Source organism: Microbacterium nymphoidis (assembly GCF_021044885.1).
Lineage (GTDB): Bacteria > Actinomycetota > Actinomycetes > Actinomycetales > Microbacteriaceae > Microbacterium > Microbacterium nymphoidis.
In genome coordinates this window covers 1,119,642-1,140,758 of sequence record NZ_JAJNOD010000001.1, presented here as the reverse complement: position 1 = coordinate 1,140,758, position 21,117 = coordinate 1,119,642, and the positions used below count along the sequence as shown (strand labels likewise).

22 protein-coding genes are annotated in these 21,117 nt (G+C 68.4%); 14 read left to right on the top strand and 8 right to left on the bottom strand.

Features of this window, described 5'->3' with window-relative positions; genetic code table 11:
- Window positions 1–28: 28 nt before the first annotated feature.
- Window positions 29–1,651 carry a flotillin family protein gene (locus LQ566_RS05400; RefSeq protein ID WP_231090581.1) on the bottom strand — a complete coding sequence of 541 codons (1,623 nt, stop codon included), beginning with the start codon at window positions 1,649–1,651 and terminating at the stop codon, window positions 29–31.
- Window positions 1,652–1,754: 103 nt separating this feature from the next.
- Between LQ566_RS05400 and LQ566_RS05395 the strand changes: the two genes are divergently transcribed.
- Entirely contained in the window at window positions 1,755–2,756 is a 1,002-nt protein-coding gene (locus LQ566_RS05395; protein WP_231090580.1) for a DUF2804 domain-containing protein, read from the top strand.
- A gap of 3 nt (window positions 2,757–2,759) precedes the next feature.
- On the opposite strand, the gene LQ566_RS05390 is transcribed toward LQ566_RS05395, so the two are convergent.
- Window positions 2,760–3,197: a MarR family winged helix-turn-helix transcriptional regulator gene (locus tag LQ566_RS05390; protein ID WP_231090579.1), complete on the bottom strand. Its 438-nt coding sequence runs from the start codon at window positions 3,195–3,197 to the stop codon at window positions 2,760–2,762.
- Between the two features lie 66 nt (window positions 3,198–3,263).
- Here LQ566_RS05390 and LQ566_RS05385 point away from each other — a divergent pair, with 66 nt between their 5' ends.
- A complete protein-coding gene (locus LQ566_RS05385; protein WP_231090578.1) occupies window positions 3,264–5,057 on the top strand; it encodes a DUF2207 family protein in 1,794 nt (597 codons plus the stop codon).
- A 268-nt stretch (window positions 5,058–5,325) separates the two neighbouring features.
- Here the strand turns inward: LQ566_RS05385 and LQ566_RS05380 are convergent, their stop codons facing one another.
- From LQ566_RS05380 to LQ566_RS05370, 3 genes are all read right to left on the bottom strand, one after another.
- Window positions 5,326–6,216, bottom strand: a complete 891-nt coding sequence (locus tag LQ566_RS05380) for a hypothetical protein (RefSeq protein WP_231090577.1) — start codon at window positions 6,214–6,216, stop codon at window positions 5,326–5,328.
- Between the two features lie 64 nt (window positions 6,217–6,280).
- Window positions 6,281–6,988 (bottom strand): MgtC/SapB family protein, encoded by a 708-nt coding sequence (locus LQ566_RS05375; RefSeq protein WP_231090576.1) that lies wholly within the window; start codon window positions 6,986–6,988, stop codon window positions 6,281–6,283.
- 70 nt (window positions 6,989–7,058) lie between these two features.
- Complete coding sequence (locus LQ566_RS05370; protein WP_231090575.1) at window positions 7,059–7,601, bottom strand: Chromate resistance protein ChrB; 543 nt, start codon at window positions 7,599–7,601, stop codon at window positions 7,059–7,061.
- Window positions 7,602–7,660: 59 nt separating this feature from the next.
- On the opposite strand from LQ566_RS05370, the gene LQ566_RS05365 reads away from it, so the two are divergent.
- Entirely contained in the window at window positions 7,661–8,839 is a 1,179-nt protein-coding gene (locus tag LQ566_RS05365) for an MFS transporter (RefSeq protein WP_231090574.1), read from the top strand.
- A gap of 28 nt (window positions 8,840–8,867) precedes the next feature.
- On the opposite strand, the gene LQ566_RS05360 is transcribed toward LQ566_RS05365, so the two are convergent.
- From LQ566_RS05360 to LQ566_RS05350, 3 genes are read right to left on the bottom strand one after another with little or no spacing between them, the layout of a single operon-like run.
- Entirely contained in the window at window positions 8,868–9,503 is a 636-nt protein-coding gene (locus LQ566_RS05360; protein WP_231090573.1) for a class I SAM-dependent DNA methyltransferase, read from the bottom strand.
- Window positions 9,504–9,542: 39 nt separating this feature from the next.
- Window positions 9,543–10,811, bottom strand: coding sequence for an RNA polymerase sigma factor (locus tag LQ566_RS05355; RefSeq protein WP_231090572.1), 1,269 nt, complete (start codon window positions 10,809–10,811; stop codon window positions 9,543–9,545).
- Window positions 10,812–10,825: 14 nt separating this feature from the next.
- Window positions 10,826–11,245, bottom strand: coding sequence for a YciI family protein (locus tag LQ566_RS05350; protein ID WP_231090571.1), 420 nt, complete (start codon window positions 11,243–11,245; stop codon window positions 10,826–10,828).
- Window positions 11,246–11,504: 259 nt separating this feature from the next.
- Between LQ566_RS05350 and infA the strand changes: the two genes are divergently transcribed.
- The 11 genes from infA to rpsI all read left to right on the top strand — a co-directional run bounded on the left by infA (window position 11,505) and on the right by rpsI (window position 21,116).
- The gene (gene infA / locus LQ566_RS05345) at window positions 11,505–11,726 is read left to right on the top strand and encodes a translation initiation factor IF-1 (protein WP_013583992.1); all 222 of its coding nucleotides are present in this window, start codon (window positions 11,505–11,507) and stop codon (window positions 11,724–11,726) included.
- Window positions 11,727–11,794: 68 nt separating this feature from the next.
- Complete coding sequence (gene rpmJ / locus LQ566_RS05340; protein WP_071644008.1) at window positions 11,795–11,911, top strand: 50S ribosomal protein L36; 117 nt, start codon at window positions 11,795–11,797, stop codon at window positions 11,909–11,911.
- A gap of 139 nt (window positions 11,912–12,050) precedes the next feature.
- The gene (gene rpsM, locus LQ566_RS05335) at window positions 12,051–12,428 is read left to right on the top strand and encodes a 30S ribosomal protein S13 (protein WP_231090570.1); all 378 of its coding nucleotides are present in this window, start codon (window positions 12,051–12,053) and stop codon (window positions 12,426–12,428) included.
- 29 nt (window positions 12,429–12,457) lie between these two features.
- Window positions 12,458–12,856 (top strand): 30S ribosomal protein S11, encoded by a 399-nt coding sequence (rpsK, locus tag LQ566_RS05330; protein ID WP_231090569.1) that lies wholly within the window; start codon window positions 12,458–12,460, stop codon window positions 12,854–12,856.
- 133 nt (window positions 12,857–12,989) lie between these two features.
- Entirely contained in the window at window positions 12,990–13,979 is a 990-nt protein-coding gene (locus tag LQ566_RS05325; RefSeq protein WP_231090568.1) for a DNA-directed RNA polymerase subunit alpha, read from the top strand.
- A gap of 33 nt (window positions 13,980–14,012) precedes the next feature.
- Entirely contained in the window at window positions 14,013–14,555 is a 543-nt protein-coding gene (gene rplQ, locus LQ566_RS05320) for a 50S ribosomal protein L17 (RefSeq protein WP_231090567.1), read from the top strand.
- A 159-nt stretch (window positions 14,556–14,714) separates the two neighbouring features.
- Window positions 14,715–15,554: a tRNA pseudouridine(38-40) synthase TruA gene (truA, locus tag LQ566_RS05315; RefSeq protein WP_231090566.1), complete on the top strand. Its 840-nt coding sequence runs from the start codon at window positions 14,715–14,717 to the stop codon at window positions 15,552–15,554.
- 49 nt (window positions 15,555–15,603) lie between these two features.
- The gene (locus LQ566_RS05310; RefSeq protein ID WP_231090565.1) at window positions 15,604–16,293 is read left to right on the top strand and encodes an endonuclease/exonuclease/phosphatase family protein; all 690 of its coding nucleotides are present in this window, start codon (window positions 15,604–15,606) and stop codon (window positions 16,291–16,293) included.
- A 194-nt stretch (window positions 16,294–16,487) separates the two neighbouring features.
- Window positions 16,488–19,925, top strand: a complete 3,438-nt coding sequence (locus LQ566_RS05305) for a CLIPPER-2 domain-containing protein (protein ID WP_231090564.1) — start codon at window positions 16,488–16,490, stop codon at window positions 19,923–19,925.
- Window positions 19,926–20,172: 247 nt separating this feature from the next.
- Entirely contained in the window at window positions 20,173–20,619 is a 447-nt protein-coding gene (gene rplM / locus LQ566_RS05300) for a 50S ribosomal protein L13 (RefSeq protein ID WP_231090563.1), read from the top strand.
- A gap of 26 nt (window positions 20,620–20,645) precedes the next feature.
- Window positions 20,646–21,116, top strand: a complete 471-nt coding sequence (gene rpsI, locus LQ566_RS05295) for a 30S ribosomal protein S9 (RefSeq protein ID WP_231090562.1) — start codon at window positions 20,646–20,648, stop codon at window positions 21,114–21,116.
- Window position 21,117 lies beyond the last annotated feature (1 nt).

Here is a 21,117-nt window from a genome sequence, read left to right as displayed (position 1 = left end):
ACCGGGGACGGGCGCCGCGTGCGGGGGCTCAGTCCTCGGCAGCCGCCGCCTTGGCGGCGTTGATCGCGGCTTCGGCGGCGTCACCGAGCTTCTCGCCCGGCTTCGCGGCGGGCTTGGCGGCTTGCGCCACCCCCTCGCCGATGCCACGGCCGACGGCCTGGCCCTGGATGATGCTGGCGAGGTCGAGCCCGGTGGCCGCACTCACGCTGTCGAACACGCTGCGAAGCGCGGTGGCGCTGTCGGCGCCGACCAGGCGTGATGCGCCTTCCTCGCTGGATCCCCCCACGATCGACACGTTGCCGATCGCCGCGTAGCCCTTCGCGAACTCCGCCATGATCGAGGGAAGCACCTCGAGCACACGCTGCGACAGGAACGCGTCCTGGTTGGACGCGATGGCCTCGGCTTCCGCCTGCACGGCCGCGGCGCGCGCCTCACCTTCGATGCGGATGGCCTCCGCCTCGGCCGCTGCCCGCAGGCGGCGAGCGGCAGCCTCGGCATCGGCCTGGGCGCGCAGGGCGTTGGCGGCACCGGTGGCCTGGGCCTCGGCCGCGGCGGCCTCACCGGCCGCGCGCGCCTTGTCCGCCTCGGCCTGCTGCTCAGCGATGCGGGTGCGAGCCTCGGCCTGCTTGACCTGCTCGATCGCGGCGGCCTCTGCGGCCTTCTCACGGGCGTAGAGATCGGCCTGAGCCCGGGTCTCCGCCTCGTACTTCTGCGCATCCGCGACGCGCTTGATGTCGGCGTCGAGCTGAGCCTGCTTGTTCTCGGCCTGCTGCTGCAGCACGGCCTGCTCCGCCTGGGCGCGAGCCAGCTGCTCGGCCTGTTCCGCCTGAGCCCGGGCGCGGCCGATCTCGGCCGACGCATTGGCGGTGTTCTTGTCCAGCGCGGTCTGCTCGATGAGGTTCGCCTCGTTGTTGGCGATGTTCTTCTGGTTGATCGCGCGGTCGGCGTTCGTCTGCGCGATCATCGCGGACTGGCGCTTGGCCTGGATCTCCGGAGCTCCGAGGGACTGGATGTAGCCCACCTTGTCGGTGATGCCCTTGATCTGGAAGGAGTCCAGGATCAGGCCCTGCTCGGCGAGCTCCTGGGACACTTCGAGCGCGATCTGGTCGGAGAACTTCTTCCGCTCCCGCATGAGCTCCACGACCGAGAGCGTGGCCACGATGCCACGCAGGGCGCCTTCCAGCTGCTCGGTGGTGAACTGCTCGATGGCCTTGTCCTGCGAGGCGAATCGCTCGGCCGCCCGACGCACGAACAGCGGGTCGGAGCCGATCTTCACGATGGCGACGCCGTCGACGTTCAGGGTCACGTTGTCCAGCGACTGGGCCTCGGCGTTGAGGAGCACCTGGCGCGAGCGCAGCGAGATGATCTCGTGCCGCTGCGTGATCGGGTTGACCAGGGACTTCCCGTTCACGATGACGGTGACCGGCGACTCCTCGATCTGCGACTGCGGGACGACCTGTCCGTCCGCTCCGCGAGCGGCGACCGTGATCTGGACCTTCTGCTTGCGACCCGAGATGACCAGCGCCTCGTCGGCGCGGGCGACCTTGATCCAGCTGCGGGCGAACAGCAGCACGATGAGAGCGATCACGACGAGTGCGACGACGGCCACACCGACCACGATCAGGATGCCGATTCCTGCGGCTACCTCCATGGATTCCTCCCCCTTCGACCGGCCCTGTTGCCGATGCGTCACCTTCGACTATTCCAGATGGCGACGGGTGGGCCAAAGGACCCTGCGTGCCAGGATGGTGCGCATGATCGAACGGGAGCTGACGCAGAGCGTGCCCCTCGTCGGCGCTGACGGCGGGCTCAATCCGGCCGCGCGGGGCTGGGCGCGTCAGCCGGTCGTGGATACGTCCGGCATCGACGGACGGCGTTCGTGGGGCCGCAACAAGCGGTGGGAGTACTGGGGCATCACCACCCCGACGCACCTGCTCGCGCTGACGGTGTCCTCGTTGGACTTCGCCGCGGTGCACGAGGTGTGGGTGTTCGACCGGGGCACCGGCGAGTCGATCGGCCGGGGCGCCACCGGCCTCGGCGGGCGCTCCGCCACTCTCCCCGCCAACCTGGAAGGCGGCCCCGCTCGCGCCCGTTCCCGCTCACTGTCGATCGAGATCGAGGAGGTCCCGGGTGGCACCCGCCTGCGCGCGGCCATCCCGGACGCGTCGTTCGACGTGATCGCGGAACGCCCGCCGGGCCACGAGCGCCTGGCGGTGGTGGTCCCGTGGAGTGAGAAGCGATTCCAGTACACCGTGAAGGACGTGGCGAGACCGGCGTCGGGAACACTGACCGTGCGCGGCGCGGAATCCCCGGTGCCGGCCGGAGAGTCGTGGGCGGTCCTGGACCACGGCCGCGGGCGATGGCCGCACGATGTGCGCTGGAACTGGGGCGCCGGGTCCGGTCGGCTCGCCGATGGCCGTGTGATCGGCATCCAGGTGGGCGGTCAGTGGACGGACGGCACCGGGGCGACCGAGAACTCTGTGCTGCTCGACACGCGTCTGCACAAGATCGGTGAGCAGCTGGCGTGGGACTACGACCCGAGCGACTACCTGCGCCCCTGGCGGGTCAGCGGTGGCGGCTTCCAGGCGGTGTTCGTGCCATTCCACGACAAGCGCTCGCGGACGAACCTGGGACTGCTGGCCTCACGTACCGATCAGTGCTTTGGCCACTGGAGCGGGAGCGTCGACACGGGCGACGAGGTCGTGCGCTTCGATGACGTGCTGGGCTGGGCCGAGGACGTGCACAACCGCTGGTGAGGCTCAGTCGCCGGTGGCGGTGCGTAGCTTCGTGGTGAGGGCGAGCAGCACCTGCTGCTCCTCGGGCGTCAGCACCGACATGCGCTCGGCGATGGAGGTGCCATGCCGGGTGCCGAGCACACGGAACCGCCGCTCTCCCTCGGCTGTCGCGGTGATGAGCGAGCCGCGCCCGTCATCCGGGTCCGTGCGCTTGGTGACGAGCCCCCGTGCGGCCATGCGGTCGACGAGGCGCGACACGCTCGGCTGCGAGATCAGGGAGCGGGCGGTGATGTCGCGCAGGCGCGCGGTCATATCGGGGGAGCGGACCACGGTGAGCAGCACGTCGTACTCCTGCTGCGACAGCTGGCTTCCATCGAAGTCGCGGCTGATCTCCTCGAACACGCGATGCTGCGCCCGGAAAAGGCTCTCCCATGCCTCCATCGCCAGCCTGCGGTTGTTCATCTGTCCAGGTTACCGGGACGCCGTGCCCGCACGGTGCCCGGCCGGGGCGTGACGTAGCCTGGCCGCATGCGAAACGCGCTTGTTCGGCCGTTGCTCCTGCTCGTCCTCCTGGCACTGGGGGTGCTCGGATCCGCGTCGCCTGCGTCGGCCGCTCCCACCGGGGTCGACGACTTCACGTTCAGCAGCATGTCGGCGGACATGACCCTCTCCCGTGACGATGTTGGTGCCAGCGAGCTGCGTACGGTGGAGACGCTCGTGGCGGAGTTTCCGCAGACCGACCAGAACCGCGGCATCCGCCGCATGATCCCGCTCGACTACAAGGGCGTGCCGACCAGCATCGACGTCGAGTCCGTCACGGATGAATCCGGCGTCCCCCGCTCCTACGAGACGGAGGAGACCGACGGTTTCCTCGCGGTCACGATCGCCGCCGACGACTACGTGCATGGCTCGCAGACCTACGTGATCACCTACACCTCGCACAACGTGGCGAAGTACTTCGCGGACACCGACGTCGATGAGTTCTACCGCGACGTCAACGGCACCGGCTGGGCGCAGCCGTTCGGGGTGGTGACGGCAACCCTGCGAGTCGACCCGGAGATCGCCGACGCGCTCACCGGTGACATGGCCTGCTACCAGGGCGTGCAGGGCTCCCGGGACCGCTGCGACATCTCCCGGGGTGAGGACGGCACGATCATCGCGTCCGCCGCCGGCCTCGGGGCCGGCGGCAACATGAGCATCGCTGTCGCGTTCGAGCCGGGTACCTTCACCCCGTATGACACCAGCTACTTCGCAACCCCGGCCGGCCCCGTCCAGGTGGGCCTGAGCGCCGGCGTCCTGGCGATGCTGGGCTGGGCGATCGGTCTCCGTCGCACGCGGCTGAAGGACGAGCCGGGGCACCCGACCGTCATCCCGCAGTACACCCCGCCGCCGGGTGTCGACGCGCTCGGGGCCGCCGTGCTGCTCGGCAAGAAGGACAAGGGCACCGCGGCGGAGGTGCTCGAACAGGCCGTGCGCGGATCCATTCAGATCCTCGACAGCGGGCGTCGGGGCCTGACCATCCGGCTCGTACGTCCGGATCTGGCGGGCGACGCCGATGGCCGCGCGCTGCTGCGCGGCATCTTCGGCGAGAACCCGCGGATCGGCGAGGAGTACACGTTCGCGAAGCAGGATCCTGCGCTGGCCCGCGCCGTGACGACGATCCTCAAAGCGGCCGACCGTGAGCAGGTCGAACGCGGACTGCGCCGCCCCGTGCCGGGGTGGGTGCGGGTGATGCCGGTCCTGCTGGCCGTCGTGCTGGCGGTCGCGAGCTTCGTGGCGAGCATCCTCATCGCCCGCCACAGCGGGGGAGTGACCATCGGTACCGCGATCGCGGTGGCGGCGGGGATCATCGTCGTGGTGATCGGCGTGCTGGTGGCCAAGCGCCCGCTGTCCTCACCCGGAGCCGAGCTGCGCGATCACCTCGCCGGGCTCCAGCAGTTCATCGAGTGGGCGGAAGCGGATCGCATCCGCATGCTGCAGTCACCGCAGGGCGCCGAGCGTGTCGCGCCCGTCGACGTGCGTGATCCCCGCCAGGTGCTGCGGCTGTACGAGCCGCTGCTGCCGTATGCGGTGGTGTTCGGGCAGGAGAAGGCCTGGGCACAACAGATCACGGTGTACTACGAGAGCGCCCAGGTCGTGCCCTACTGGTACGCCGGCTCCGGCGCCTTCAACGGGAGCTCGTTCTCCAGCAGCATCGGTGGCATCAACGGTGGGATCAGCAGCGCGCTGGCGAGTTCGTCCAGTTCGTCATCATCGGGAGGCTCCAGCGGTGGAGGCTTCAGCGGTGGGGGCTCGGGCGGCGGCGGTGGTGGCGGCGTGTAGCCCTGCTCAAAGATGGAAAACGCCGCTCCCGCGCCGGTCGGGGCTGCGTTTTTCATCTCCCACCAGGTGAGGACAGCAAGAGTGAGGGCCGATCGGAGATATCCGATCGGCCCTCGTCCCTTGCACCAAGAGTGTCCTGCAATCACATGTCGGCAGCTGCCACAGCAAAACAACTACCTGACGTGAACTCTATAACGGAGAGGTAACGGAACGGAAGGACACGCCGTTATCTTTTTGTGATTTGTTTGCTGGGAATGTGTTGGACAACTCACGAGCGGACGGACTCCCGAGTCGACGCAACGAACCATGCGATGTCGAAGCGCAGGAGGGCATCCTGAACGGCCAGCGTCGTGGTGATGGTGTCGACGGCTTCATCGCCCACACCCTGCGCGCGCAGTTCATCGATGAGGTAAGCCAGCGGCTCACGGGATGAAGGCACATACTCATCCAGGGCTGCGCGGAGCCCGTGCACCTGCTCGGCGAAGGTGAGCGGTGTCGTCTCGGTGATCAGCTCATTCGTGACCGATGCCCAGCTGGTGTCGGTGAGATCGTCCGGGTCAGGGTTGAGCCGGGCATTGTGCGGTGACGTGTAGGAGCAGTGGAGATGGTCGGGCTCGAACGCAGATGGCGGGACGAAGATGGATTCGGTGACCGTGCGCCCACGGTTCCGGGCGTCAACCAGCTCGGCATAGGTCTTCGCCGTGGATGCGGCGTACCGGACGGTTGCAGACCATCCGCTCGTGCGCTCAAGTTCGCACAACGTCTGATGCTGTGAGGCGACCTTGCGGCTGCGCCGACCGGGAGAGAACCTCCGGTCGACGGTGAACCGCAGATAGTCCCCGCCGAAGTGAGTCCGCCATCGTGCGTTCGCCCCGTGCATCAAGCGAGGTCCCTTGAACTGGAAGAACGCGTTCCTCGGCGTTGCTGTGAGCGGGTCGCTGGCGCGGACGCCGGGAGCGCGCTGGATGTTTCGACCTGCGCCGGGCATCACACCGATGCGACGCCACAACGGGTGCTGGGCCGGCAATTGCGCGCCGAGGTCATAGCCGAGCACGGCTTCGAGGACCTGATCGATCGGCTCGATGTCACACGCGGCCGGGCTCTCCTTCTCGATGTCCGCTCGAAAGTGGCTCTCGTAAACCTTCTCCGAGTAGTCCATCGCATCTCCTCGCGCAGTCCTGGAGCTGTGATGTTATCGTCCGACCCGACGCGCACCGAAGCGGTCAGCCCTCGTCGTCGTCCTCGATGTCGACGGCTTTCACCCCGGGGATGTCGGAGATCTCGCCAAGCATGGCCCCGACGCGTGAGCGCGGACGTTCCAGCTGCACGAGTGCGACGAACTGGGCGGGCTTGTCCTGTCGGTGAAGGGTGTCGGCGGACAGTACGGTGGCCGGCATCCCGCGTTCGGCTGCGAGGATGAGGGCCGTCCGCAACGATCCGAACCCCGGCTTGTACCGCAGGCGCAGCGTGGTGTGCGGCTGTTCGCCGCGGATGCGGTGACCGAGGCGACCGAGAAGGGTGACCGCGAGGAGCTGAAGGAGCGTCGCGATGATCGCCAGGAGCGGCTCGCCGGCGCCGCAGGCCATGCCGACCGCTGCCGTCGCCCAGATCGAGGCCGCCGTCGTGAGGCCGGACACCGTGGCCTTGCGTACGAAGATCACGCCGGCGCCGAGGAAGCCGATGCCCGACACGATCTGTGCCGCAATGCGCGACGGGTCGGCGACGGCGCCGGCCTCGGTGATGTTGTGGAATCCGTAGGCGCTCACGAGCGTGAACACGGCTGATCCGAGCCCCACCAGGGTGTGTGTGCGAAGCCCCGCGCTCTTCAGCTTGCGGTGCCGCTCCAGCCCGATGGCAGCCGAGAGCACGAATGCCAGCGCGAGGAGGGCGAGCTCCGTCAGCGTGTGTTCCGTGATCCACGAGATCTCCATCCCGCGACCATATAACTTAGTGACGACTAAGTCTATCTCGTGGTCCGGATGTCCGGGCGTGGGGTACGGGTCAGGCCGTGCGATCTGCCGCGTACACGAGGTCCGCGAAGCGCTCCAGCGCGCGCTCGCATGCGCGCAGGTGCTCCGCGGACCCTTCGGCCTCCGCGAGCCCCAGCACATCGCGGCGCTTCAGGTCGCGGTACCAGCGGCGCAGTCGATCCAGACTCTGCTCCTCCTCTTCGAGTTCCGCGAAGGTGAACTTCTCCTTCGCGATCTCCGAGGCGATCTCGGCCTCGAACTTCCCGCAGTCGGCGTCGAACTCGCGCCATTCCTCGACGCGGGCGTCTCGGTACAGCTCGGCGACGACGGTACGGGCCGCCTCGTTCTGTGCGTCGACGGCGAACACGGCGACGTGTCCGCCGCCCTCCGATGCCAGCTCGCCGGCGCGATCCAGGGCGGCGCGTGACCGCGAGGCGTCGGGCAGAGCCCACGTCCCCTGGGCGATCGTGACGGCGCCGGCGCGCTTCAGCTCCCGCCACACCGCCACGCGATGACGCGAGGGCTCGGCGGGAATCTGGACGAGAGCGAACAGCCAGGCCACCTCATGCTGCATCCCTCGACGCTAGCAGGTTCGTCACGTCGCAGCATGTAACGGCTGTTACTCTGTTCGCTGTGACGAATGAACCCACCGCGCCGCGCGGTCTCGCACCCCTGTATCTCGCCGGTTTCACCACGGCGTTCGGCGCGCACGGCGTCGCCTCGGTGCTGGGTGCGGAAAACGACGAGATCGGCATGTCGCTGCTGGGGCTGGGGCTGGTGCTCGCGCTCTACGACCTCGCAGAGGTCATGCTGAAGCCCCTCTTCGGCGCGCTGAGCGATCGCATCGGCGCCAAGCCCGTCATCATCGGCGGGCTCGTCGCGTTCGCCGTCGCATCAGCAGTCGCCTTCGTGATGCCCACCGTTCTCGTTCTCGCACTTGCGCGCCTCGGTCAGGGGGCCGCGGCATCCGCCTTCTCGCCGGCCTCGTCGGCTTCGGTCGCGCGCCTTGCCGGAAAGCAGCGCCTCGGTCGCTACTTCGGCCGCTATGGCGCCTGGAAGAGCCTCGGATACGTGCTGGGACCGCTCCTCGGTATCGCGCTCACGCAGTGGGCGGGGATCTCGGCCGTGTACGCCATGCTCGGAGCCCTCGCCATCGGAGCGGCGGTGTGGGTGGCTCTCGCGATGCCTTCGCTCCCCGTGCTGCCACGTACGCGCGTCACCCTCGCTGATCTCGTCCGCGAGGTCACCGCGCGGGGCTTTCTGATCCCCACGCTGGTGCTGGCCACGAGCACGGCGGTGATCGGTGTGGGCGTCGGCTTCCTGCCCCTGCTCGCCACGCGCCTCTCCCTCCCGCCTCTCCTCGGGGCCGCGGCCGTGGCGGTGCTGGCACTCGTCTCCACCGTCGTACAGCCTCTCGTGGGGCGGTGGCGTGACGAAGACCGCATCTCCACTCGTGCCGGAAGCGCCGCCGGGCTGCTGCTCGCCGCTGCGGCACTGGTTCTGCTGGCGTTCGCGCCTGGCGTCGCGACGATGTTCATCGCCGCCGCCGCGTTCGGCCTGATGACCGGTACGGTCACGCCGCTGGCCTTCGCTCATCTCGCCGACGTGACCCCGCACGCGCGGATGGGACGCACGATGGGCAGCGCGGAGCTCGGACGGGAGATCGGCGACGCCGGTGGGCCGCTCCTCGTGGGCGCCGTCGCGACGGCATGGACGCTCCCGGCGGCCCTGACCGTTCTCGGGGTGATCTCCGCGGCGTCCGCGACGCTCGGCTGGAGCGCCCTCAGGACGCCCGCATCCACGGCGGACTGACGCTGGGTGACACCCGGATGAGGGCGGTTCAGGCAGCGCGCGCGAGCACGAACCCCTGATCCTGCGCCTCGCCCGGTCGTGCCTCGCGGATCACCCGCTCAACGGCGGTGAACCGGGCGTGCTCCAGCGCGGCGGTCACGCCGTCGACGGAGTGCAGATGCGCCCGCAGCTCCACCGTGTGACCGTACGCCTCGCTGCGGTGGCGTTGGCCGCGGCCGTGCTGGAAGCCGAGCAGCACGACGCCGTCGTCGGCGAGCACGCGCCGGAACTCGGCGAAGACGGCGTCGAGGGCCGCGGGCGCGGTATGGATGATCGAGTACCACGCGAGCACGCCGTCGAGGCTGCCGTCTCGATAGGGGAGCGCCGCGAGGGGAGCGCGGTCGAACCGGGTGCCGGGATGCGCGGCCCGGGCATGACGGAGCATCTCCTCGGACAGATCCGCGCCGGTGGCCCGGTGGGCGGGCAGAAGCTCCCGCAGCACCGGCTGCATCCGGCCGGTGCCGCATCCGGCATCCAGCACCCGCGCGTCGGAGGGAAGCAGTGCGGTGAACCGCGCGATCATCGCGAGATCCTCCGCTGCCTCGAACGAGGCATCAGGGAGGAGCCGGGCGTACGAGTCGGCCACCGTGTCGTACAGCTGCTGGGCCGCGGCGAGATCGTCCATGCCGCGACGATACGCACGGCCACCGACATCGACGCCGGGTCAGGGCCGGCGAGCCGCCCGGGCGAGGAAGTACGCGCGCTCGCGCGCGTTCTGAGTGAGCTGGGCGGCGCGATCGAACTCCGCTGCGGCCTCTTCGCGCCGTCCGAGCCGGGAGAGCAGTTCTGCCCGCACCGTCGGCAGCAGATGCCAATGGGCCAGCCGCCGGTCCGCCGCCAGCTCGTCGACCAGGGCGAGTGCGGTCTCCGGGTCATCGCGCATCGAGACGGCCACAGCACGGTTGAGTGCCACCACCGGAGAACCGGAGAGCGCCACCAGCCCGTCGTAGCAGCGCACGATGACGTCCCAGTCGGTGTTCGCCACGTCCGTCGCGACGGCGTGCTGCTCGGCGATGGCCGCCTGCAGCGCGTACGCCCCACGCCCGCGGCCCAGGGCATCGGCTCTCTTCAGCGCGGCACCACCGCGGAGGATCGCCGAGCGATCCCACAGGCGTCGATCCTGCTCCTCCAGGGGAACCGGGGAGCCGTCCGCACCGGTGCGGGCTGGAAAGCGCGCCGCCGTGAGCTCCATGAGCGCCAGCAGTGCCCAGGGCGAAGGTTCCCGAGGCAGGAGCGCGGTGAGCATGCGCCCGAGGCGGAGCGCCTCGCGGGCGAGCTCAGGGCGGAGGATCTCGTCACCATCCGTGGCGGCGTGTGCCTCCGTGAAGATGAGGTAGACCACCCCGAGCACCGTGCTGAGGCGCGCACCCCACTCCTGACGCGTCGGCGTCTCGAAGGCGACTCCGGCATCGCCCAGGGCGCGCTTCGCGCGAACGATGCGCTGCTGAACCGTGGCGGTGGGGGTGAGGAAGGCTCGCGCGATCTGCTCCGTCTCCAGTCCGGCGACGGTGCGTAGCGTGAGCGCCACCTGCGCCTCTCGGCCGAGCACGGGATGGCACGCGATGAACACCAGGCGCAGCACATCGTCGTCGATGACGTCGGGATCCCAGGGAAGATCATGGCCGGTGTCTTCACGCAGCTCCTGGCCGATCTGCGCGATCCGGTCCGCATAGCGTTCACTGCGGCGCCAGCCGTCCACTGCCTTGCGCTTCGCAGCGGTCGTCAGCCACGCCGCGGGGTTGTGCGGAATGCCGTCCGTGGGCCACTGCCGCAGCGCATCGGCGAAGGCGTCCTGGGCCAGATCCTCCGCCAGCGCGAAGTCCCCGGTGTACCGCGCGAGCGTCGCCACGATGCGGGCCGCATCCATGCGCCACGCCGCGGAGACGGCGCGGTGCGCTGACTCCACCGCACCGGCCGTCTCCTGCGTCGTCATCGCGGGATCCGCGCTCAGCGAGCCGACTGCTCTTCGCGCCAGCCCGCCTCCTTCTCGATCCACTCGTTGTCGGCCGGGAAGTCGGACTCGTCGGTGACGCGGCGCACCTCGATCTTCGAGCCCGGGCCGAGTGGAACGCGCTTGGCCCACTGCACGGCCTCTTCGCGATCGGCCACCTGCAGGATCCAGAAGCCGTTGAACAATTCCTTCGTCTCGCCGTACGGGCCGTCGGTGACGAGCGGCTCATCGCCGGAGAAGTCCACGACGAAGGCGTTGGCCGGATCGTCGGCGAGCCCGTCGCCGGCGAGCAGCACGCCCGCCTTCATCATCTCCTCGTTGAAGCGGCCCATCTCCTCGATGACCTCCTCGAACGGCATCTCCTTGTACGCCTCGACGGCCTCGTCGGTTGCGCGCATGATCAGCATGACCTTCATCGGTTCTTCTCCTTCTGGGGGACGCTTCTCGACCCTCTCACTGAAGACGTCGAACGGGGAACGTCCGGATCGACATGGTGGCCGAAAATCTTCGAAGAAAGGTGGACCGCCGCGCCTGGGAGCAGGCTGAGGGCATTTGCGAGGCCTGTGGATATCACGTAGTATCAATCTTTGGTGTCTTGCGCCTTCATTGGCGTGTCTCTGACACCAATCCATCATCCACCGCAGACCGACCGGTCTGCTGAGCGTCAGCGAGTGTATGGCTAAGAAAGACGGTGTCATCGAAATCGAAGGCACGGTGTCCGAGGCGTTGCCGAACGCGATGTTCCGCGTCGAACTCACCAACGGGCACAAGGTGCTGGCTACGATCTCCGGAAAGATGCGGCAGAACTACATCCGCATCATCCCCGAAGACCGTGTCGTCGTGGAGCTCAGCCCCTACGACCTCACGCGTGGCCGCATCGTCTACCGCTACCGCTGATCCACCATCCGGTCGGGAAGTAACGGCCGGGAGAGATCCCGGTACGAAGACAGCGATAAGGAAGCACCATGAAGGTCAATCCCTCCGTCAAGCCCATCTGCGACCACTGCCGCGTGATCCGTCGTCACGGCCGCGTCATGGTCATCTGCAAGAGCAACCCGCGTCACAAGCAGCGCCAGGGCTGACACCCGCGCTCCGGCGCGGTTCTGACAACTGAACACAGATATCCAGGCAGGAACAACAACCCATTCGTGGGGGACACCTCGGGTCGGAGGCCCGAGCACAGATCCTGCTCCACACCTCCACCACTCCTAGGAGAACCGCATGGCACGTCTTGCCGGCGTCGACATCCCGCGCGACAAGCGCGTGGTGATCGCACTCACTTACATCTACGGCATCGGCCGTACCCGCTCGGTCGAGATCCTCAAGCAGGTCGACATCGACGAGAGCATCCGCGTCAAGGACCTCAGCGACGACCAGCTCGTCTCGCTGCGCGACTACATCGACGCCAACTACAAGGTTGAGGGTGACCTCCGCCGTGAGGTCGCAGCCGACATCCGCCGCAAGGTCGAGATCGGTTCGTACGAGGGTCTCCGCCACCGCCGCGGTCTCCCGGTTCGCGGACAGCGCACCAAGACCAACGCCCGCACGCGCAAGGGTCCGAAGAAGACCGTCGCCGGCAAGAAGAAGGCCGGCCGCTGATCAGCGGCGGCAAGGATTAGGAGAAGCACATGGCTGCACCCAAGACTGCCGCGCGCAAGCCGCGTCGCAAGGAGAAGAAGAACATCGCGCTGGGCCAGGCCCACATCAAGTCGACGTTCAACAACACGATCGTTTCCATCACCGACCCGACCGGCGCTGTCATCGCGTGGGCCTCGTCCGGTGGCGTGGGCTTCAAGGGCTCGCGCAAGTCGACCCCGTACGCCGCTGGTATGGCTGCCGAGGCTGCCGCCAAGGGCGCGCAGGAGCACGGCGTGAAGAAGGTCGACGTCTTCGTCAAGGGCCCGGGTTCGGGTCGCGAGACGGCCATCCGTTCGCTGACTGCCGCGGGTCTCGAGGTCGGTTCGATCTCCGACGTCACCCCGCAGGCGCACAACGGCTGCCGTCCCCCGAAGCGTCGCCGCGTCTGAGTCCTCTCGCCGCGCCGGGTGACCCCCGGCGCGGCGCAGGCTTCCCGCCTCGATCATGATCGGGGCGATCACAACTCAAGACCTCACCACCGCAAGTGTCATATAGCGGGCACTTGATCGAAAGGAACACAGAGTGCTTATTGCACAGCGTCCCACTCTGACCGAGGAGAAGATCGGGGAGTTCCGCAGCCGGTTCATCATCGAGCCGCTGGAGCCCGGATTCGGTTACACCATCGGAAACGCGCTTCGTCGCAGCCTCCTCTCCTCGATCCCGGGAGCGGCCGTCACGAGCATCCGCATCGACGGCGTGCTGCACGAGTTCAGCACCATTCCGGGTGTGAAGGAGGATGTCACCGAGATCATCCTGAACATCAAGCAGCTGGTCGTCTCCTCCGAGCGCGACGAGCCGATCACCGCCTACCTGCGCAAGACCGGCGCGGGCGAGGTCACGGCAGCGGACATCTCCGCTCCGGCGGGCGTCGAGGTGCACAACCCCGAGCTCGTGATCGCAACGCTGAACGACACCGCGAAGTTCGAGCTGGAGCTCACCATCGAGCGCGGCCGCGGTTACGTCTCGGCTCAGCAGAACCGTAACGAGTACGCCGAGGCGGGTCAGATCCCGATCGACTCGATCTACTCGCCCGTCCTCAAGGTCAGCTACCGCGTCGACGCCACCCGTGCGGGTGAGCGCACCGACTTCGACAAGCTGGTCCTGGATGTCGAGACCAAGCCGGCGATCGCCCCGCGCGATGCCGTCGCTTCGGCGGGACGCACCCTCACCGAGCTGTTCGGTCTCGCCCGCGAGCTGAACGTCGAGGCCGAGGGTATCGAGATCGGCCCCGCGCCGGTCGAGACCGTCCTCTCGAACGAGCTGTCGATGCCGATCGAGGACCTGGACCTGTCGGTTCGTTCCTACAACTGCCTGAAGCGCGAGGGCATCAACACGGTGTCCGAGCTGGTCGCTCTGTCGGAGACCCAGCTCATGAACATCCGCAACTTCGGTCAGAAGTCGGTGGACGAGGTCCGTGACAAGCTCACGTCTCTCGGCCTGTCGCTGAAGGACTCGGTGCCCGGTTTCGACGGCGCCCACTTCTACAGCGGCTACGAAGACGACGCGATCTGATCTCACCCCTTTTCATCTCTGGAGTAATTCACCATGCCTAAGCCCACCAAGGGCCCCCGCCTCGGAGGCGGTCCCGCACACGAGCGTCTGCTGCTCGCGAACCTGGCCGCTGCGCTGTTCACGCACAAGTCGATCACGACCACCGAGACCAAGGCCAAGCGCCTGCGTCCGCTGGCTGAGCGTCTGATCACCTTCGGCAAGCGTGGCGACCTGCACGCTCGTCGTCGCGTGCTGAGCGTCATCGGCGACAAGAACGCGACGCACATCCTGTTCGCGGAGATCGCGCCGCTCGTCGCCGAGCGCGAGGGTGGCTACACCCGCATCACCAAGATCGGCAACCGCAAGGGTGACAACGCCCCCATGGCCGTGATCGAGCTCGTCCTCGAGCCCGTCACCAAGAAGGCGAAGGCCAGCACCAAGGCCGCCCCCAAGGCTGAGAAGGCCGAGAAGGTCGAGGCTCCGGCCGAGGCCGAGGTCGTCGAGGAGACCGTTGAGGCTCCGGCCGAGGCTGAGGCTGAGGTCGTCGAGGAGGCTCCCGCGGCTGCTGCCGAGGAGACCGCCGAGGCCGACAAGTAAGTCGTACTGCCACAGCAGTAGAAGGGGTCCCGCTCACGCGGGGCCCCTTCGTCGTTCCCGGGTGGTGATTCGTCGTTCCCGGGTGATGATCCGTCACTCGCGCGGCGATGACCCGCGAGACGGGAGTCTCGGAATGGCGGTGGCCGGTACGCTGGAGGGATGCGACTGCGCCTGGACATCGCCTACGACGGCAGCGGCTTCCGCGGCTGGGCGAAGCAGCCGGGGCTTCGGACCGTGCAGGGTGAGCTGGAAGGCGCGCTCGGCAAGATTCTCGGATCGCCCGCCGCGCTGGTGGTGGCGGGCCGTACCGACGCGGGTGTGCATGCGTCGGGCCAGGTCGCGCACGTCGACCTTGATGACCGCCAGCAAGCACGAGTGCTGGCGCGCCGCGCGAACGACCAGCGCGACGCCGTCGGGCGTCTCGCGGACAAGCTCCGCGGTGTGCTCGGGCCGTATGCCGACGTGGACGTCCGGGCTGTCACGCGGGCTCCGGAGGGATTCGATGCGCGCTTCTCCGCGGTGTGGCGTCGATACGAGTACCGCCTCGCCGACGATGTCAGCGGATACGACGTGTTCGAGCGCAATCGCACGACGATGGTGCGTGGCACCCATGACATCGACCGGATGAACGACGCTGCCTCGCGGCTCATCGGACTGCATGACTTCGCCGCCTACTGCAAGCCCCGTGAAGAGGCCACGACCATCCGCACGCTGCTCGAATACGACTGGCGCCGCACCGCGGACGGCACCCTCATCGCACACCTCCGCGCCGATGCGTTCTGCCACAGCATGGTGCGCGCCCTGGTGGGCGCCTGCGCCGCGGTCGGCACGGGGCGGCTGGAGCCCGAGGACGTCGTGACCCTGCGCGAAGCCGGGGAGCGCACCAGCGCCTTTCCCGTCCTCGTGGCTCGTGGTCTCACCCTGGCCGAGGTGGGCTATCCGGCGGACGACCTGCTGGCCTCCCGCGCGGAACAGACGCGCGCTCGTCGCGAGATCTGAGGCTGACGTTCACCCCGCCGACAGCGGCGGGCACTACCCTGGTTGGCACATGAAGGTCATCTCCTACAACCTGCGCAAGCACCGGGCGGCCGGCGAGCTGGCGGCGCTCGTCGACGCCCACGATCCCGATGTGCTGTGCCTCCAGGAGGCCGACACGGCCGACATCCCCGAGCAGATCGGCGGGCTCGCCCTGGCCGATGCCACCCGGGGAAACCGGCTGGGGCTGGCGGTCTACTACCGCAGGAGCGCCTTCCGCTGTGATGGCACCATCACCCTCGCGCTCAAGAAGTCCCTGCACGACCGCGTGCTGCGACCCGCTCACGAGCGGGTTCTCGGGGTGCTGCTGCACGACATCGACAGCGGGTCGCAGGTGATCATCGCCTCGTTCCACGCGGCGCCGCTCACCGCACTCAACTCATTGCGTCGCCACCAGATCCGCACCGCACTGAGCGAGCTGGACCGGCTGGGCGCCGGAATCCCGAAGCTCATGGTGGGGGACTACAACTATCCGGTCTTCAAGGAGGACCTGTCACGACGCATGCGCGCGGACGGGCATGAGCTGGTGATGAGCGACGCTCGGACATACACCCGCTATCGCTTCTTCCGGGGCTACTACGACTTCGCCACCGCGGTCGGACTCACCGTCGAGGCCGTCCACACGCTGCCGCAGGGCGAGAGTGATCACCTGCCGATTCTGGTGACCTGTGCGGCGCGCGCTCCCTACCGTGCCGTGGGCTGAGCGGACGAATCGCGGATGAAATCTCTGCGGAACCCCTTCCGCGCGCTCGGCGACCGCTGTTAATGTGACTTCGTCCCCGCCTGGCGTGAACCCGCACGCCGCCGCTGCTCGATCCCGATCGTGAGTCGCGTTCCTCGCCGGGGACGCATCATTCCGGGGGGAACTGCATGCGTCAGTCCGTCATTCGTCGCACCATGAAACGTCAGCGGGAGGGATCAGCGCCCGCCGCGGCACCGCTGCGTCGCCTCGCCCATCGGTGGGGCGCCGCCCTGGCGACGGTCGCCCTTCTGGCGGGCGGTGCGGTTGCGCTGGGCTCGGCCGGACCGGCGCAGGCCGTCGTCGCCGATCCCTCGGTCTCCTCCACCCCGGCGGGCATCACGAGCGTGCCGACCACCGCGGGCAAGGCCCGGGGATCGGGGCTGTGGGGGTACGCGGGGGACGTGAAGACCCGCTCCACCGGCTACGTGTTCAGCTACGGTGTCGCCGTCAGCCCGGCGGATGAGAGCCTGTGGGTCACCGACAGCGCGAAGATCGTGTGGACCACGAACTCCTTCGTCTGCTCCCTGAGCGGTGGCACTTTCAAGGCGCCCGGCGCCTGCTACGTCGGCGAGTCCCGCCTGAACCACTATCCGATGGACTCCGCAGCGGACTGGTCGCGCGGCCAGTACCAGGGCGATGGAACGTACGGCGCGGTGGCCGCCGGACAGAATGCCGGCGTCGGAGCGAACTACGCCGCGCTCGCGGATGCGCAGGTGCTGAACGGGACCACGATGCCGTCCGGACGTTTCGGAGGTGTGCGCGGTGTCGCGGTCACGGACGCCGGCACCGCCTGGGCGATGGACGCCGACGCGGGCTACACGTGGCTCGCACACGCGAATCACGCGGTGCGCATGGTGAACCCCGACGGCACCGAGGCCGGCGCGCTGGGTCAGACCACCTGGCCCAGCGGAACCACGTGGAGCAACCGCAACGACCCTGCGGCCTTCGATTACCCGGTCGGGATCGCGCGCATGAAGAACGGTGACATGATCGTCACCAGCCAGACCCCGGAGCTGCTCAAGCAGTACCGCGTCGACGGCACCTTCGTCCGCAACATCTACCTGAACCAGCCCGCCGGCACCGCGTACACCGGCGACGGCGGCTACCGCTCGCCCTACTCGATCGCCGTCGACCCCGCCGACGGAACGCTGCTGGTGGGCTACATCGACCCGGGCGCGGGCAACCGGACGTTCATCCAGCGGATCGATCCCACCTCCTGCACCACCGAATCCGTCGCGAACCCGGCCGGATCCACGCGTGATCGCTGCACGGTGCTCAACACGATCGGCATCGGCACGCTGGCGACCGGCGACGGCTCCACGCACGCCACCTTCACCATCCAGGTCGAGCCGCGCACCGGCGACATCTACGTCGGACAGCGCAGTGGAACGATCAAGATCTTCGCCGCTGACGGCACCCCGAAGGGACAGTTCCCGGCGTTCGGTACCGGTACCGGCAACGGGCAGGTGCAGAACGTCCGCGGTATCGCATTCGACAAGCGCGGGTTCATGTACCTGACGGTCTCCGAGGGCACCAACGCCACGCGCGTCGTGATCTTCGCCCGCACGCCCGACCCGGTCACGGCGCTCGCCGCTCAGTACACCGACGTCACGAAGACGTCGGCGACCCTGACGTGGGCCGCGCTGCCCACCGGCGTCACGGCCGACTCGCAGGCGCCCGTTCGCGACTACGTGGTCGAGCAGTCGACCGACGGCGGAACGACGTGGGCGGTTGTCGCGACACCCGTCGACACGAACGCGACCACCACCATCACAGGACTCGATCCCGCCCGCACCTACCAGTTCCGGGTGTCGGCCTGGAACGAGGCGGGCAACGGCGACTGGATGACCACCCCTGTGGCGGCACCCGTGACCCACCCCGCGATCACGGTCGTCAAGGAGGGCAACGCCGTTGCCGCTCCGACGGCGGACGACGCCCTCCACGTGCCCGCCGGGACCACGGTGACGTTCACCTACACGGTGACCAACACCGGGGACGTCCCCGTCGACATCACCTCCCTCGCGGACAGCGTGCTCGGTGACGTTGCCGCCCCCGCGGGCTTCACCGGCACCCTCGCGCCCACCGAGGACGTGACGTTCACCGCCACCGGTCCGATCCCGGCAGGCGACTACCACAACACGGCCACCGTGCAGTGGCGCGAGAGCGGAACGCAGACTGCTCAGCCGCCGGCGACGGCCGACTGGTACGGATTCGGCGAGACCACCGGCCTCACCGTCGTGAAGAAGGGCAACGACGCCGTCGCGACGACGGCCGACTCGGCCGTTCAGGTGCCGGCGGACTCCACCGTCACGTGGACGTACACCGTCACCAACACCGGCAACGTCCCCGCGACGGATGTCACCCTCGTCGACGATCAGGTCGCTGCCACCGATATCACCGTGCTCTCGCCCACCGGCTTCGACGGCACGCTGGCGCCGGGCGCGCACGTGGTGTTCACCGCCTCGGGGCCGGTTTCGGCCGGAGCGTATGTGAACCACGCCACGGCCTCCGCCGACGGGGTCGCGGACGCGGTCACCGAGTGGCACGGCTTCGGTGTCACCAGCGGGCTGACCATCGTGAAGAAGGGCGATGACGTCGTGGCCACCGCGGAGTCGGACGCGCACGTCGTCCCCGCGGGAACCTCCGTCGACTTCACCTACGTCGTCACGAACGCGGGCAACACCGCGGTGTCCGGCGTGACCGTCACCGATGACCAGCTCGGCTCGCTGACGCCGCCAGCAGGGTTCACCGGAACGCTCGGGCCGGACGAGAGCGTGGAGTTCACCGCTTCCGGTCCCATCGCCGCGGGTCCCTACGTGAACCACGCCACCGCGACGGCGCAGGATGTGCCCGAAGTCACCACCGAGTGGCACGGCTTCGGTGCGACCACCGGTCTCACGATCGTGAAGAAGGGCAACGGCGTCATTGCGACCACCGCCTCGGACGCGGTCACGGTGGACGCCGGCGACACGGTGGAGTGGGTGTACACGATCACCAACACTGGAAACGTGGCGGCCACCGGCGTCACCCTGGTCGATGACCAGGTCACCGTCGCCGCGCCGAACGGCTTCGATGGCACGCTCGCGGCCGGCGCTTCGGTCGACTTCACTGCCAGCGGGCCGGTGGGCGAAGGCCCGTACGTGAACCACGCGACGGCCTCCGCCGACAACGGCGCGTCGGCCAGCACCGAGTGGCACGGCATCGGACGGACGGTCACGCCGTCGCCGACGCCGACGCCGACGGAAACCGTGACCCCGACGCCGACCCCGACGCCGACGCCGACGCCGACGGAAACCGTGACCCCGACGCCGACGCCGACGCCGACGCCGACTCCGACGGAGACGGTGACGCCGTCGCCCACGCCCACGGAAACCGTGACGCCGACGCCCACGGAGACCGTGACGCCGTCGCCCACGCCGACGGAGACCTCGCCCGTGATCCCGACGGTGAAGCCGTCCACGCCGGCCCCGACCTCGGCGCTGCCGACGACGGGTCAGGACGGCAGCGGTGCCGCGGGGATGGCCGCCCTCGCCGTGGCCATCATCGCTCTCGGAGGAGCCGTGCTCATCGCTCGGCGCCGTGCGACGAGCTGATCCCACGATGACGTGCTGATCCAGCCGTCACGATGACCGATGGCCGGGCCCCCGCGGGTCCGGCCATCGGCCGCATTTGGCCGACGCGCCCGAATGACGTAGACTCGACCCTTGGTGTGTTCCCTCTGCTGAAAGCATGCCCGAACGTGAGCCCTCCACCGGTCAGTTCACACAGCCTCGCTGTGGGAACGCCACGGGAGTGGGATTCACGAACCTCTCCGTTCGACACAAAGAAAGCAGCACTATCGTGACGCGCACTTTCACTCCGAAGGCTGGCGAGCTCCAGCGTGAATGGCTGGTCATCGACGCGACTGACGTCGTGCTCGGTCGCCTGGCCTCCCACGCCGCCGCCCTCCTTCGCGGCAAGCACAAGGCAACCTTCACCAACTTCATGGATGCCGGTGACTTCGTCATCATCATCAACGCCGACAAGGTCGCCCTGACCGGTCAGAAGCTCCAGAAGAAGATGGCCTACCGTCACTCGGGTCACCCGGGTGGTCTCAAGGCCGTCGCCTACTCCGAGCTCCTGGAGAAGAACCCGGTTCGCGCCGTGGAGAAGGCTGTTCGCGGCATGCTGCCGAAGAACTCGCTCGGCCGCGACCAGCTGAGCAAGCTGAAGGTGTACGCCGGTGCCGAGCACCCGCACGCCGCTCAGCAGCCCAAGACGTACACGTTCGACCAGGTCGCCCAGTAAGCGCCGCTCTCCAAAAGGACACACTCGTGGCTGACATCGAAACTCCGCAGAACTACTCCACCGAGACGCCGGCCGAGGCCGCCGTCGAGGCTCCCCGTCCCGTCCTCTCGGTTCCCGGCGCTGCCGTGGGTCGTCGCAAGCAGGCCATCGCCCGCGTGCGTCTGGTCCCGGGCTCGGGCACGATCACGGTCAACGGCCGTACCGTCGAGGACTACTTCCCGAACAAGCTGCACCAGCAGCTGATCAACGACCCGTTCACCATCCTGAACCTGGCCGGTGCGTACGACGTGATCGCTCGCATCGCCGGTGGTGGCCCTTCGGGTCAGGCCGGTGCTCTGCGCCTCGGCATCGCGCGCGCTCTCAACGAGATCGACCGCGAGAACAACCGCCCCACTCTGAAGAAGGCCGGCTTCCTGTCGCGTGACGCTCGCGTCAAGGAGCGCAAGAAGGCTGGTCTCAAGAAGGCCCGTAAGGCGCCTCAGTACTCGAAGCGTTAAG

What these genes read in the sequence shown, in the direction of transcription:
- LQ566_RS05400 (WP_231090581.1), bottom strand. Translation starts at nt 1,651, where the DNA reads ATGGAGGTAGCCGCAGGAATCGGCATCCTGATCGTGGTCGGTGTGGCC.
- LQ566_RS05395 (WP_231090580.1), top strand. Translation starts at nt 1,755, where the DNA reads ATGATCGAACGGGAGCTGACGCAGAGCGTGCCCCTCGTCGGCGCTGAC.
- LQ566_RS05390 (WP_231090579.1), bottom strand. Translation starts at nt 3,197, where the DNA reads ATGAACAACCGCAGGCTGGCGATGGAGGCATGGGAGAGCCTTTTCCGG.
- LQ566_RS05385 (WP_231090578.1), top strand. Translation starts at nt 3,264, where the DNA reads ATGCGAAACGCGCTTGTTCGGCCGTTGCTCCTGCTCGTCCTCCTGGCA.
- LQ566_RS05380 (WP_231090577.1), bottom strand. Translation starts at nt 6,216, where the DNA reads ATGGACTACTCGGAGAAGGTTTACGAGAGCCACTTTCGAGCGGACATC.
- LQ566_RS05375 (WP_231090576.1), bottom strand. Translation starts at nt 6,988, where the DNA reads ATGGAGATCTCGTGGATCACGGAACACACGCTGACGGAGCTCGCCCTC.
- LQ566_RS05370 (WP_231090575.1), bottom strand. Translation starts at nt 7,601, where the DNA reads ATGCAGCATGAGGTGGCCTGGCTGTTCGCTCTCGTCCAGATTCCCGCC.
- LQ566_RS05360 (WP_231090573.1), bottom strand. Translation starts at nt 9,503, where the DNA reads ATGGACGATCTCGCCGCGGCCCAGCAGCTGTACGACACGGTGGCCGAC.
- LQ566_RS05355 (WP_231090572.1), bottom strand. Translation starts at nt 10,811, where the DNA reads ATGACGACGCAGGAGACGGCCGGTGCGGTGGAGTCAGCGCACCGCGCC.
- LQ566_RS05350 (WP_231090571.1), bottom strand. Translation starts at nt 11,245, where the DNA reads ATGAAGGTCATGCTGATCATGCGCGCAACCGACGAGGCCGTCGAGGCG.
- infA (WP_013583992.1), top strand. Translation starts at nt 11,505, where the DNA reads ATGGCTAAGAAAGACGGTGTCATCGAAATCGAAGGCACGGTGTCCGAG.
- rpmJ (WP_071644008.1), top strand. Translation starts at nt 11,795, where the DNA reads ATGAAGGTCAATCCCTCCGTCAAGCCCATCTGCGACCACTGCCGCGTG.
- rpsM (WP_231090570.1), top strand. Translation starts at nt 12,051, where the DNA reads ATGGCACGTCTTGCCGGCGTCGACATCCCGCGCGACAAGCGCGTGGTG.
- rpsK (WP_231090569.1), top strand. Translation starts at nt 12,458, where the DNA reads ATGGCTGCACCCAAGACTGCCGCGCGCAAGCCGCGTCGCAAGGAGAAG.
- rplQ (WP_231090567.1), top strand. Translation starts at nt 14,013, where the DNA reads ATGCCTAAGCCCACCAAGGGCCCCCGCCTCGGAGGCGGTCCCGCACAC.
- truA (WP_231090566.1), top strand. Translation starts at nt 14,715, where the DNA reads ATGCGACTGCGCCTGGACATCGCCTACGACGGCAGCGGCTTCCGCGGC.
- LQ566_RS05310 (WP_231090565.1), top strand. Translation starts at nt 15,604, where the DNA reads ATGAAGGTCATCTCCTACAACCTGCGCAAGCACCGGGCGGCCGGCGAG.
- LQ566_RS05305 (WP_231090564.1), top strand. Translation starts at nt 16,488, where the DNA reads ATGAAACGTCAGCGGGAGGGATCAGCGCCCGCCGCGGCACCGCTGCGT.